The organism is Streptomyces sp. NPDC018693, from assembly GCF_044391385.1.
GTDB lineage: Bacteria > Actinomycetota > Actinomycetes > Streptomycetales > Streptomycetaceae > Streptomyces.
In genome coordinates, this window is record NZ_JBIRZZ010000008.1 from 1 (window position 1) to 12,090 (window position 12,090).

Here is a 12,090-nt window from a genome sequence, read left to right on the forward strand (position 1 = left end):
CAGCGTCCCCTACGCGAAGAATGGGAATGACTTCTTCGTCCACGGAGTCATCGTCGCAGACCGCCCAGGGCGAACGTTGACTGATGCGGCACTAGAACCTTGCCGGCTGCTCGACCAGTTGTTCTTCGAGGTCGTCCGGTTCCGCGCGCCGCGCGGTGATCCGTTTTGGGATGCCCGCCGGATGCGGGCGTCCGGGTCAGCCCCCCGCCGGGACGTCGATGACGTTGCCGTCCTTGTCCAGGGTGTGGGTGTCCCAGTACGTGTCCCACTCGTCGCCGACCTCCTGCGGCACCTTGCCCTGCGGGTACCGCGCGAAGCCCGCCGGGGGTTCCTTCCCGTCCGGGACGCAGGCGCTGCCGGTTCCGCCCACGGACAGGACGGGGTACTCGCCACTCGCGCACACGTCTTCCCGGTACTCCCAGCCGGAGCAGCCGGTGAGTGCCACAACCGCGGCCACGCTCGCGAAAGCGGCGGCCACAAGGCGCGTACTTCCAGGGCGGACGCTGGTGGTGAGGCCCGTTCTGCGGGACGTGTTCATGACTTTCTCCAGTCGTTCGGTGTGCCACCACTCTCGCCTCCGGACAGCTGTCGTGCCCTGAGTAGGCGTACTCACACGCGCCCCGGGCGGATGCTCAACATGCCCGGGCCCGCAGGCAGTTCACGGAGGTTCACTCAAGCGCCGTGGTTCCGGCGACGAGCGCGCGGCGGCTCTCAGATCGCCTATTCCTCGGTGCGTAGGGTCCCGTGGCGACCCTGTGTGGTCGCGCCGGCAAGATGGTCGGCAGGGGGAGACCCTGCCGGCCCGAGTCCGGGATACGCGGCTGTTCCTGCTACTTGACGCCGATGTCAGGCGGCAGGCGGACGCGCGACAACTGGCGGGTTGAGGCGGGCGAAGCCTTCCTGGCGCTGGTAAGGGAAGTACGGGTAGGGCGCTGTCCTGTCGCTGGCCGCATCGAGTTTCACCATCTGGTCGGGCATGAGAGTCCAGCCGACGGCACCGAGGTTCTGGCGAAGCTGGTTCTCGTCGCGGGCGCCGATGATGACCGAGGAGACGGTCGGCCGCTGCAGCAGCCAGTTGATGGCGATCTGCGGAATGCTTTTGCCGGTCTCCTGCGCGATCTCGTCGAGGGCGTCGACCACGCGGTAGAGGTGTTCGTCCTCGACCGGTGGGCCGTAGTCCGCAGTGTGGTGCAGTCGGCTGTTGGCCGGTAGCGGCTGGCCGCGGCGGACTTTGCCGGTGAGCCGTCCCCAGCCGAGCGGGCTCCAGACGAGGGCTCCGAGGCCCTGATCGAGCCCGAGGGGCATCAGCTCCCATTCGTAGTCGCGGCCGATGAGGGAGTAGTAGACCTGATGGGCGACATAGCGCGGGTGGCCGTGTCTCTCCGCGCTCGCGAGGGACTTCATCGCCTGCCAGCCGGAGAAGTTGGAGATGCCGAGGTAGCGGACCTTCCCTGCTCGTACGAGATCGTCGAGTGTGGACAGGACTTCCTCGATCGGCGTGCCGGCGTCAAAGGCGTGCAGCTGGAACAGGTCGATGTAGTCGGTGCCGAGCCGGCGCAGGGCGTCCTCGCACGCGGTGATCAGGCGCGCACGAGAGGAGCCCGCATCGCCTGGACCGTCACCCATCGGCAGGCTCGTCTTGGTGGACACGATCACCTCGTCCCTGCGGCCTTTGATCGCTTCGCCCAGTACCTCCTCCGAGGCCCCGCTGGAATAGACGTCGGCGGTGTCGAACATCGTGATCCCGGCGTCGAGGCAGATGTCCACGAGACGGCGGGCTTCTTGCGCATCGGTGTTGCCCCAGGCACCGAACAGCGGCCCTCGACCGCCGAAGGTGCCGGCGCCGAAGCCCAATGCGGGGACCTTGAGGCCGGATGCGCCCAGCCGCCTGTACTCCATGGCTGTTCCTCTCTCGTCGCCTGACCTGGCTAATGGTCCTGAAGTTCCGTTAGCGTGTGCCTCAACGTAGCAGGTGTGCGTGATTAACGAAACTGGAGTCCCGTTATGGGGATTGAGAGTGCGGATCCGGGAACCGTCCGTCCTGGAGGGCGCACGGCGCGGGTACGGGCGTCGGTGCTGCAGGCGGCTGGGGACGCCTTGGCGGAGCAGGGCTTTGCCGGCCTGGATCTCGCCGACGTCGCGCGCCGTGCCGAGGTGGGCAAGACCACCGTCTACCGCCGCTGGGGAACGGTGACCATCTTGGTGGCCGACCTGCTGATGGACATGGCCGAGCAATCACTGCCACGTACCGAGACCGGCTCGCTGCTCGGTGATCTCAAGGCCAACGCCCGGCTCGTGCAGCGCACCTTGGCCGATCCGCGGCAAGGAGCGCTGTTCAAAGCAGTGATCGCCGCTGCCACCTGCGAGGCGAAGACAGCCGAGGCCCTGCACCGCTTCTACGACATCCGCGTCAAGGAATGGGCACCCTGTGTCCAGCAGGCCATCGACAGGGGCGAGGTGCCTGAGGGCACCGATGTCCACGAGGTGATCCGTGCTGTCTCCGCCCCCCTCTACTACCGGCTGCTGACCAGCAGCGGCGGCCTCGACGAAGCCGCCGCGGATCAGGCCGCCGAGGCCGCAGCGGCTGCGGCGCGTGCGGGAGCGTACCTGCGGGGTGACGAAGGGCGTGCGTGACCGGCTTTCCGCATCCGTCACCGGCATGAACCGGCCCAGGTAGCGTTCAACGGAGCGCCGACTCGTGCGGAGTTGGAGCGGTAACTTCCGCGTGACCCACATCACTTCATTGACTCCTGTCACCAACTGAGTCAGCCCGTTCGGTATCTCGTACATAGCGGCGTACGCTCCCCTACCTCTTCAGGAGGCGCGCATGTCGCGCAGGAGAAGGCTCAGCACGAAGAAGAAGCTCGCGTTGCTGGTGAGTGCCGCGAGTGTGGCCGGAGGCGGCGCCTTCGTGCTGGCGAGCACGTCGAACGCCGCCCAGCCCCCGCAGACGGCGGCCCAGTCCTCCGTCTGTCAGGGCCTGGCCACCGCGCTCGGCAACAACGAGCGGTTCATCGAGGGCCAACGGGCCGCTCCGGACGCCCAGTCGGAGGCCCGGATCGCCAACCGGCAGGCGGTCGTCGAGCAGATCAAGGTGCAGCAGAAGGCGTCGGGTTGTGTCGTTGGGGAGTCGGCTCAGGGCTCCCAGGCGGCGCAACCCGCACAGCCGGCGCAACCCGCGCCGCAGCCCCCTCAGTCCGCTCCTCCCGCCGGAGACCCGGGAAACGGTGGTGCCGCCACCGGGCAGCAGGTCTGCAACGGGTCCACGGTCACTCTCTCCGGCGAGGGCGGTGCCCCGGCCGCGTCCAGCAACCAGTTCCCGGCGGGGACCAAGCTGAAGGTGACGAACCTCGACAACAACAAGTCCACGACCGTCGAGGTCACCTCGGTCTCCGGCAGCTGCGTCCTGCTGAACGACGCGGCCTTCGAACAGGTCCGTGAGCCCGGCAAGTTCCTGATCCGCCGGGCGCTGATCGAGAAGGTGGGGTGATGCGTCAGGCCGTAGAGGAGGTCAGAAAGTCGCTCAGGCGGCGGCCCAGGGCCGGGGAGGCGGCATAGGGCAGCGCGTGGTGCGAGACGCCGGGCAGGATAACCGTCTCGGCATCACGCAGCGCCTCCCCCGCCCGGGCCGTCACCGCTGACGTGTCATGAGTCCTGCTGTTCGCGGCCACGAGCAGCAGGACCGGCATGTCCAGCGCACGCAACTCCTGCGCCGCCGGACGCGGTCCGGTGACCGGCCTCGCCGCCGGGAAGCCGGCCGCCGCCTCCTGCAGACGCAGCCAGTCCGCGTCCAGCCCCACTCCCCCGGTCTCCCACTCCAGGAAGGCCCGCACCCGGCGCGGCGTGGGCCGCAGCAGCATCGGCAGGGCGTGCAGCAGGTACGCCGTCTTGAACCCGGCGAAGCACTGCGTCGGGTCGAGGAGGAACAGACGGCGTATCCGCTCGGGCGCGTGCAGCGCGTACCGCAGGGCGATCCAGGCGCCGTAGGAGTGCCCGCCGAGGTCGGCCCGCGCCACCCCCAGGCCATCGAGCAACCCGTCCAGCCAGGCGGCGAGATCGGCCGCCGTACGCGGGGCACGGCCGGCCTCACTGCGCCCCGGCGCCCCGACCAGGTCGACGGCGTACACGCGCCGCACCCGCGCCAGCTCCCCCACCTGCGCGTACCAGGACGCCGAGGTCGCTCCCCCGCCGCCCGGCAGAAGCAGCAGCGCGGGCGCGTCACGCGGTCCGCACACGTTGACGTGGGTGGTGCCGTACGGCGTCGGGACGTCCACTGCCTCCCGGTCCGCCGGCCACTTCGCCATGACCTTGTCGTACGCCGCCCGGAAGGCGTCACCGTCGTACGCGCTCATCGCCGTACCCCCTATTATTTCGTCGAGCGAGACATTGCCTGACCAAAATACTCGCTGAACGAGGTAAAGGGGACCACATGCCTGCCGAACCACCCGAGATGGAGATCGTCCACCTGCTGCGCGCGGTGACCGTGGAACTCGGCCTGCACAGCGCCCGGTTCGCGCAGGACAACGGCATGCACCCCACCGACGTACGGGCCCTGATCGCCCTCATGGACGCCGCACGGGCGGACGAGGAGATGACCGCCGGGCGGCTCGGCGCGGTACTCGGGCTGAACTCGGCCGGCACCACCGCGCTGCTCGACCGCCTGGAGCGGGCCGGGCACGTGCGGCGGGTGCGGGGGCGGCGGGACCGGCGGCAGGTGGTCGTGGAGCTTCAGGAGCGGGCGGTGGCGCTCGGCCGGGCGCACTTCGGGCCGCTGATCGGGCGGGCGGTGGAACTGCTCCAGGGTTACGACGAGCGCGAGCGGGCGGCGATCCGCGGGTTTCTGGAGGGCGTACGGGAAGCGGCCGGCGGGCCGGAGGCCGAGGCCGCTCGGCCGCGGTGAACGGGTGAACCGCTAAACCCATCGCATACGACACTGCGTGAGTCGCGCCACAGCGCTGCCAGGTAACACGGGGTTCACATTCGAGCAATGACCGGGAAATCGCCTGTTGACAGGCTCGCGGACGACACAGCGGCGCCCCAGTGCCGCAGCGCCGCAGCACCCGCAAGTGCGCCCAGACCCACCCCCGAAGGATGTGTCCCGTGAGCTTCAAGGCTGAGTACATCTGGATCGACGGCACCGAGCCGACGGCCAAGCTGCGTTCCAAGACGAAGATTCTTGGAGACGACGCCAAGGGTGCCGAGCTGCCGATCTGGGGCTTCGACGGGTCCTCCACCAACCAGGCCGAGGGCCACGCCTCGGACTGTGTGCTCAAGCCGGTCTTCTCCTGCCCGGACCCGATCCGCGGCGGCGACGACATCCTGGTGCTGTGCGAGGTCCTGAACATCGACATGACCCCGCACGCCACGAACACCCGTGCCGCGCTCGTCGAGGTCGCCGAGAAGTTCGCCACCCAGGAGCCGATCTTCGGCATCGAGCAGGAGTACACCTTCTTCAAGGACGGCTACCCGCTCGGCTTCCCCAAGGGCGGCTTCCCGGCCCCGCAGGGCGGCTACTACTGCGGTGTCGGCGCCGACGAGATCTTCGGCCGTGACGTCGTCGAGGCGCACCTGGAGAACTGCCTGAAGGCGGGCCTGGGCATCTCCGGCATCAACGCCGAGGTCATGCCCGGCCAGTGGGAGTTCCAGGTCGGCCCGCTGGCCCCGCTGGAGGTCTCCGACCAGCTGTGGGTGGCCCGCTGGCTGCTCTACCGCACCGCCGAGGACTTCGGCGTCGCCGCCACCCTCGACCCCAAGCCGGTCAAGGGCGACTGGAACGGCGCCGGCGCGCACACCAACTTCTCCACCAAGGCGATGCGCGAGGGCTACGACGCGATCATCACCGCGTGCGAGTCGCTCGGTGAGGGCTCCAAGCCGCTCGACCACGTCAAGAACTACGGCGCCGGCATCGACGACCGTCTGACCGGTCTGCACGAGACCGCCCCGTGGGACAAGTACTCCTACGGTGTCTCCAACCGCGGTGCCTCGGTCCGTATCCCGTGGCAGGTCGAGAAGGACGGCAAGGGCTACATCGAGGACCGCCGCCCGAACGCCAACGTCGACCCGTACGTCGTGACCCGCCTCCTCGTCGACACCTGCTGCTCGGCGCTGGAGAAGGCCGGCCAGGTCTGATCCACCGGATCCCCCGAAGGGGCGCCCGCCATCCCGGCGGGCGCCCCTTCTGCGTGACCGCCGGGGCCCGCTCTGCCCTCGGCTAATTCCGGTTCCCTCCCGCGCCGCGACCCGGCAGAGTCGGCCGTATGAGACTTCTGGTGCTGGGTGGTACGAAGTTCGCGGGGCGGGCCGTCGTCGAGGCGGCCCTGGCCCGTGGATGGGACGTGACGGTCTTCAACCGGGGGCAGCTCGCCGCGCCGCCGGACGGGGTGCGGGCGCTGACCGGTGACCGGACCGCGCCCGGCGGGCTCGCCGCGCTCGCAGACCCTGCGGAGGGTCCCTGGGACGCGGTCGTCGACACCTGGTCGCAGGCGCCGCGCGCGGTGCACGAGGCGGCGCGGCTGCTGCGCGGCCGCGCCGAGCGGTATGTGTATGTGTCGAGCTGCTCGGTGTACGACTGGGCGCCGCCCGCCGGGTACGACGAGAGCGCGCCGGTCGTCGAGGGCGCCGCGCCCGACGCCGAGCAGACCGCGTACGAACGCGACAAGCGGGGCGGCGAACTGGCCGCCCTGGACGCCTTCGGCGCGGAGCACTCGGTGCTGGTGCGCGCCGGACTGATCCTCGGCCCGTACGAGAACGTCGGCCGGCTGCCCTGGTGGCTGACCCGGATCGCGCGCGGCGGCCCCGTCCTGGCGCCCGGCCCGCGCGAACTGCCCCTGGAGTACATCGACGTCCGGGACCTCGCCGAGTGGATCCTCGGGGCGATCGAGCAGAGGCTGAGCGGCCCGTACAACCTGATGAGCGCGCAGGGACACGCCACGATGGGCGAGCTGCTCGACGCGTGCGTCGAGGTCACCGGCGGCGATGCCGAGCTGCGCTGGACCGACCCGCGGGTGATCCTCGACGCCGGCATCGAGCCGTGGACCCAACTGCCGGTGTGGGTGCCGCCGGGCACCGACCTGCACGACGCGCTGCACGCGGCCGACGTCTCGCGGGCGCTGGCGGCGGGGCTGGTGTGCCGACCGGTGGAGGAGACCGTCGCGGGCGCCTGGGAGTGGGTGTGCGGCCTCGACGGCGAGCCGCCCTTCTCACCGCGCGCCGTGAAGGGCCTCGACCCGGAGGTGGAGGCGAAGGTGCTGGCCGCGGCGTCGGGGGGTGTACCTGGCACCACCCCCGCAGAGGGGGCCTCGGGCGAGTGAACCTCCCGGGCGGCTCGACCAGACTGGCGGCATGAACACGGACACACGGATGGGCGGCGTCCGCGAGCGCGCCCGCGAGGTACTGCTGGCCGCCGTAAGGGGGTTGGTGCTGGCCATGGTGGTGCTGCCCCTCGGGGTGCTGTTCCTCTCCCTGGCCCTGGTCTCCATCGCCCTGATCCCGCTCGGCGTCGGCCTCCTCACCACCCCGCCGGTGCTGACCGGGGTCAGGGCCCTCGCGGACGTGCGACGCCGGCTCGCGGCCGAGTGGTGCGGGGTGCGCATACCGTCGGCGTACCGTCCGCTGCCGCAGGACGCGACCCCCTGGACGCGTACCTTCTGCATGCTGAGCGACCCGGCGACCTGGCGGCATCTGCGCTGGCTGGCGGTGGACATCACGGCGGGGTTCCTGACCGCGCTGCTGCCGGCGGTGCTGGTGCTGTACCCCCTGGAGGGCCTCGCTCTCCCGCTCGGGCTGTGGCGGGTCATGACGGGTGGCCCCTACGGCGAGTACGGACCGTACTGGTACGGGTTCGTGCCGGTCAGCGACCAGGCGACCGCGTTCGGCGCCGCCGTGCTCGCGGTCGGCTTCCTGTTCCTCGCCTACCGGTACGCGCCGCTCCTGCTGACCGCGCACTTCCGGCTGACCCGTGCCGTGCTCTCCCCGGACCAGGCCCAACTCGCCGAGCGGGTCCGTGTGTTGACCGAGACCCGGCGGGACGCCGTGGACACCTCCGCCGCCGAACTGCGCCGCATCGAGCGTGACCTGCACGACGGGGCGCAGGCCCGGCTGGTGGCGATGGGCATGGACCTCGGCACCATCGAGATGCTCGTCGACAAGGACCCCGCGCAGGCCAAGCGGCTCCTGGCGCACGCCCGGCAGTCCTCCGCCGAGGCCCTGTCCGAACTGCGGGACCTGGTGCGGGGCATTCATCCGCCGGTGCTCGCCGAGCGTGGACTCGGGGACGCCGTACGGGCGTCGGCGCTGCGGCTGCCGGTCGCCACCGAGGTGGCGGTGGAGCTCGACGGGCGGGCGGACGCGCCGGTGGAGTCGGCGGCGTACTTCGCGGCGAGCGAGGTGCTCACCAACGCGGTGAAGCACTCCGGCGCCGACCGGATCTGGGTCGACCTGCACCACACCGACGGCCTGCTGCGGATCACGGTCACCGACAACGGCCGGGGCGGCGCGACGGTCGGCGCCGGCTCGGGGCTGGCCGGGGTGGAGCGGCGGCTGGGTACATTCGACGGCGTCCTGGCCGTCAGCAGTCCCGCCGGCGGTCCCACCATGGTGACCATGGAGATTCCGTGCGCGTTGTCCTAGCCGAAGACCTGTTCCTGCTGCGGGACGGGCTGGTGCGGCTGCTGGAGGCATACGGCTTCGAGATCGCCGCCGCCGTGGAGTCCGGCCCCGAACTGGAGCGGGCGCTGGCCGAGCTGGCACCGGACGTCGCGGTGGTGGACGTACGGCTGCCGCCGACGCACACCGACGAGGGGCTGCAGTGCGCCCTGGCGGCCCGCCGGGCCAGGCCCGGGCTGCCGGTGCTGGTGCTCTCGCAGCACGTGGAGCAGCTGTACGCGCGTGAGCTGCTCGCCGACGGCACCGGCGGGGTGGGCTATCTGCTGAAGGACCGGGTGTTCGACGCGGAACAGTTCGTGGACGCCGTACGACGGGTCGCGGCGGGCGGTACGGCGATGGACCCGCAGGTGATCCAGCAGTTGCTGGCCCGGAGCGGCGGGGGTGACGGCCGGCCGCTGGACCGGTTGACGCCGCGTGAGCGGGAGGTGCTGGAGCTGATGGCGCAGGGCCGGTCCAACGCGGCGATCGCCGGGAAGCTGGTGGTGACGGAACGGGCCATCGCCAAGCACACCGCCAACATCTTCACCAAACTGGGCCTTGAGGTGTCGGACGACGACAACCGGCGCGTTCTGGCCGTGCTCGCGCATCTGGACCGGGACCGTTGATCGCGTTCAACTGACCTGCGGCGTGAGACAGTTGGGGCGTAAATGTCCCACGCGGGTTCACAGAAATTTCCGAGTCGGCTGAACACCTCTGGGGCGGCGTCCGTATGGGAGGGCGCCGCTTCACTCCTGTCGGGCGCCTCGATGCTGCCCCGCAAGGAAGTCAGAGGAGTTCCATGGGACGCAACACACGTAAACGCCGTTCGTCGATGGCCACCAAGGCCATAGCCGCGTCGGCGGCCCTAGCGCTCGGTGGGGGCGGGCTGATCTGGGCGAACTTCTATGCCTCTGCGCACGAGCCGAAGAACTCGTGGGAGCAGAACCAGACGAAGGCCGCGGGCGCCCAGATCGCCACGATCCAGTGCCCTGACGTCGGCCAGCAGTTGAAGGACGTGCCGGACCGAGCACGCGAGGGCGTCGCGAAGGAGCTGTCGCTCCTGGACAAGCAGATCACCGAGGCGTACGCGCGGCTCGCCTCCACGCGCCAGGCACAGGCGGGTGACCCGGGCTTCGTGCAGAACGCGATCCTGGGTCCGCTGAAGTCCAAGCGCGTGGCGACCATCGACCGGATCGGCATCAACATCCGGCGCGTGGGCGGCACCGCCCCGAACGGGCTGGAGCAGCTCGCCGAGTGCAAGGGCATGGGGGCCAACGAGGTCCTCGACGGCGGCGAGGGTGACCAGAACGGCGGCCAGGACAACGGCCAGGGTCAGGACCAGGGGCAGGACCAGGGTCAGGACAACGGGCAGGACAACGGCCAGGGTCAGGTCGGGGACAACGGCAACGGTGCCGCCGGTCCGGTGGCGGCCGACTTCGTCGACATCACCCAGGTGCAGCCCAACGTTCCCCCGTCCAACGGCAACGGTCTGAAGGCGAACGGCAGGGGCGGCTCGCGGGGCAGCTTCTCCACCTTCTGCGGTGTGAACCAGAACAACCTGTTCAACACCGACAACCTGATCGTCTCCCCGGGTGTCGACAACGGCGCGCACCACACGCACGACTACGTCGGCAACCAGGGCAACGACGCCTTCGCCAGCGACCAGGACCTGGCCAACGCGGGCACCTCCTGCCGGAACCAGGGCGACAAGTCGACCTACTACTGGCCGGTGCTCCGGCTCCAGGACGGCAGCCAGGAGTTCGACGCGGGTGAGCTGGGCGGTGGCGCCGAGGGCAACGTCGGCCGGATCCTGAAGGCCGAGCAGGCCCAGATCAAGTTCGTCGGCAACAAGCGGGGCCCCGTCGTCGCGATGCCGAAGTTCCTGCGCATCATCACCGGTGCCGCCAACGCGTTCACCAACGGCGACGCGAACGCCAACGCCTCGTGGAGCTGCACCGGCTTCGAGAACCGGCAGCTGACGGACAAGTACCCGATCTGCCCGCAGGGCAGCAAGGTCGTGCGCACGGCCAACTTCCAGAGCTGCTGGGACGGCCAGAACATCGACAGCGCCAACCACCGCGACCACGTGGACTTCGTGAACGCGGACGGCACCTGCGACAACGGCTTCAAGGCCATCCCCCAGCTGCAGATCCGCCTGGTGTACAACGTGCCCGCCCCGGTCATCGAGAACGGACAGGTCAAGGCGCCGTACGCGGTGGACGGGTTCCCGGAGCAGCTGCACAAGCCGATCACCGACCACAACGACTTCATCAACGTCATGGACGAGAACCTGATGAACAAGGTGGTCCAGTGCATCAACAGCGGGCGCAACTGCCGGTGACGCACTGAAGGACACAGCAAAGGACACAGCACGGGAAAGCCGGCGGTGGGGTCTCCCACCGCCGGCTTCTGCCTGCTCCGCCCCGGTCAGTGACCCGAGTGGTCCCTGCCCACTTCCACGTCCCCGCCCAGCTCGCCACGCAGCGATGTCACCACGCTCTCGTCGCCGACGGCGATCCACTTGCGGCCGACGAGGTAGTGGCCGCCGTACGGCTTGGCCTCGTTGATCCAGTCGCGCTGGCCGCGGTCGGTGGCGAAGGTGAGGAGGACGTACTTCTCGTCGTCCCCCTTGCAGAGGGCCTGGCGGAAGTCGTCGGTGTCGATCTGGATGTCGGGCGTGCACTTCACCTCGGCGGCCAGCTGCTCCAGGCTGCCGGTCGCCGGTTCCGGCACCGCCGCCCGCTCCGCCTGGGACGCGCATCCCGCCAGCGCCAGCGCCGCCACGGCACCGGCCGCGGCGAGCATCGGTCGGGTCACCTTCATGTCTTCCTCCCTGCAGGGGCCTCCCCCTCGATACGGCTCCCGCACGCGGAGCGCTCAAAATACCTCCGCGGGGCGCGGACGAGCGTGCGAGAGTGGGCCGGTGAACCAGGACTGGGAAGATCGCGTGGCCGCCGCCTGGGCGACCTACGACGACTACACGGAAGCGACCGCGGCCGACTTCCGGGCCGTGATCGACGCCCTCGCCGACGAGCTGCCGCCGGACAGCCCGCTCGGGTTGTTCGAACGGGCCTGCGCCTGGGATTCCACGGGGTGCTCGGACAAGGCGGTACCGCTGTACCGGGAGGCGCTGGCGCTCGGCCTGGACGGTTACCGGGGCAGGCGTGCCAGGATCCAGCTGTCCAGCTCGCTGCGGAACATCGGCCGCGCGGACGAGGGCGTCGCGCTGCTGACACCCGAACTGGACGCCCCGTCCGACGAGTTGGACGACGCGGTGCGGGCGACTCTCGCACTGTGTCTGTCCAGTCTGGGCCGTGATCGCGAAGGGCTGTCCCTCGTGCTCGGCGCGCTGGCTCCCCATCTGCCGCGCTACCAGCGCTCGATGGCGAACTACGCGCGGGCGCTGGTTCACCCGGAGGGCTGAGTCGCTCGGGCGGTGGTGACCTA

At 70.2% G+C, this 12,090-nt stretch carries 13 protein-coding genes; 9 read left to right on the forward strand and 4 right to left on the reverse strand.

The window, feature by feature from the left end; translation table 11 throughout:
- Window positions 1–196: 196 nt before the first annotated feature.
- Together ACH5AC_RS21450 and ACH5AC_RS21455 are read right to left on the reverse strand one after the other, a co-directional pair.
- Window positions 197–538, reverse strand: coding sequence for an SCO0607 family lipoprotein (locus tag ACH5AC_RS21450; protein WP_398863572.1), 342 nt, complete (start codon window positions 536–538; stop codon window positions 197–199).
- A 308-nt stretch (window positions 539–846) separates the two neighbouring features.
- Window positions 847–1,899, reverse strand: a complete 1,053-nt coding sequence (locus ACH5AC_RS21455) for an aldo/keto reductase (RefSeq protein WP_398863573.1) — start codon at window positions 1,897–1,899, stop codon at window positions 847–849.
- Window positions 1,900–2,004: 105 nt separating this feature from the next.
- Here ACH5AC_RS21455 and ACH5AC_RS21460 point away from each other — a divergent pair, with 105 nt between their 5' ends.
- Both ACH5AC_RS21460 and ACH5AC_RS21465 read left to right on the forward strand, forming a co-directional pair.
- On the forward strand, window positions 2,005–2,634 hold the full coding sequence (locus tag ACH5AC_RS21460; protein WP_398863574.1) for a TetR/AcrR family transcriptional regulator C-terminal ligand-binding domain-containing protein: 630 nt from the start codon (window positions 2,005–2,007) through the stop codon (window positions 2,632–2,634).
- Between the two features lie 193 nt (window positions 2,635–2,827).
- Window positions 2,828–3,490, forward strand: a complete 663-nt coding sequence (locus ACH5AC_RS21465) for a hypothetical protein (RefSeq protein ID WP_398863575.1) — start codon at window positions 2,828–2,830, stop codon at window positions 3,488–3,490.
- A 4-nt stretch (window positions 3,491–3,494) separates the two neighbouring features.
- Here ACH5AC_RS21465 and ACH5AC_RS21470 read toward each other — a convergent pair whose 3' ends face one another.
- On the reverse strand, window positions 3,495–4,352 hold the full coding sequence (locus ACH5AC_RS21470; protein WP_398863577.1) for an alpha/beta fold hydrolase: 858 nt from the start codon (window positions 4,350–4,352) through the stop codon (window positions 3,495–3,497).
- 77 nt (window positions 4,353–4,429) lie between these two features.
- Here ACH5AC_RS21470 and ACH5AC_RS21475 point away from each other — a divergent pair, with 77 nt between their 5' ends.
- The 6 genes from ACH5AC_RS21475 (at window position 4,430) to ACH5AC_RS21500 (ending at window position 10,984) form a co-directional block, all read left to right on the forward strand.
- On the forward strand, window positions 4,430–4,900 hold the full coding sequence (locus tag ACH5AC_RS21475) for a MarR family transcriptional regulator (RefSeq protein ID WP_398863578.1): 471 nt from the start codon (window positions 4,430–4,432) through the stop codon (window positions 4,898–4,900).
- Window positions 4,901–5,100: 200 nt separating this feature from the next.
- Window positions 5,101–6,129, forward strand: coding sequence for a glutamine synthetase (gene glnII / locus ACH5AC_RS21480; protein WP_398863579.1), 1,029 nt, complete (start codon window positions 5,101–5,103; stop codon window positions 6,127–6,129).
- 128 nt (window positions 6,130–6,257) lie between these two features.
- Window positions 6,258–7,310 (forward strand): NAD-dependent epimerase/dehydratase family protein, encoded by a 1,053-nt coding sequence (locus tag ACH5AC_RS21485; protein ID WP_398863580.1) that lies wholly within the window; start codon window positions 6,258–6,260, stop codon window positions 7,308–7,310.
- A gap of 31 nt (window positions 7,311–7,341) precedes the next feature.
- Window positions 7,342–8,628, forward strand: a complete 1,287-nt coding sequence (locus ACH5AC_RS21490; RefSeq protein WP_398863582.1) for a sensor histidine kinase — start codon at window positions 7,342–7,344, stop codon at window positions 8,626–8,628.
- A complete protein-coding gene (locus ACH5AC_RS21495; protein ID WP_398863583.1) occupies window positions 8,613–9,269 on the forward strand; it encodes a LuxR C-terminal-related transcriptional regulator in 657 nt (218 codons plus the stop codon). Before ACH5AC_RS21490 ends, ACH5AC_RS21495 begins: the two co-directional genes overlap by 16 nt.
- A gap of 173 nt (window positions 9,270–9,442) precedes the next feature.
- On the forward strand, window positions 9,443–10,984 hold the full coding sequence (locus tag ACH5AC_RS21500) for a DUF1996 domain-containing protein (protein ID WP_398863584.1): 1,542 nt from the start codon (window positions 9,443–9,445) through the stop codon (window positions 10,982–10,984).
- Between the two features lie 86 nt (window positions 10,985–11,070).
- Here the strand turns inward: ACH5AC_RS21500 and ACH5AC_RS21505 are convergent, their stop codons facing one another.
- Window positions 11,071–11,466 carry a hypothetical protein gene (locus tag ACH5AC_RS21505; protein ID WP_398863586.1) on the reverse strand — a complete coding sequence of 132 codons (396 nt, stop codon included), beginning with the start codon at window positions 11,464–11,466 and terminating at the stop codon, window positions 11,071–11,073.
- Window positions 11,467–11,566: 100 nt separating this feature from the next.
- Here ACH5AC_RS21505 and ACH5AC_RS21510 point away from each other — a divergent pair, with 100 nt between their 5' ends.
- Entirely contained in the window at window positions 11,567–12,067 is a 501-nt protein-coding gene (locus ACH5AC_RS21510; protein WP_398863587.1) for a tetratricopeptide repeat protein, read from the forward strand.
- The last annotated feature ends 23 nt before the right edge of the window (window positions 12,068–12,090 follow it).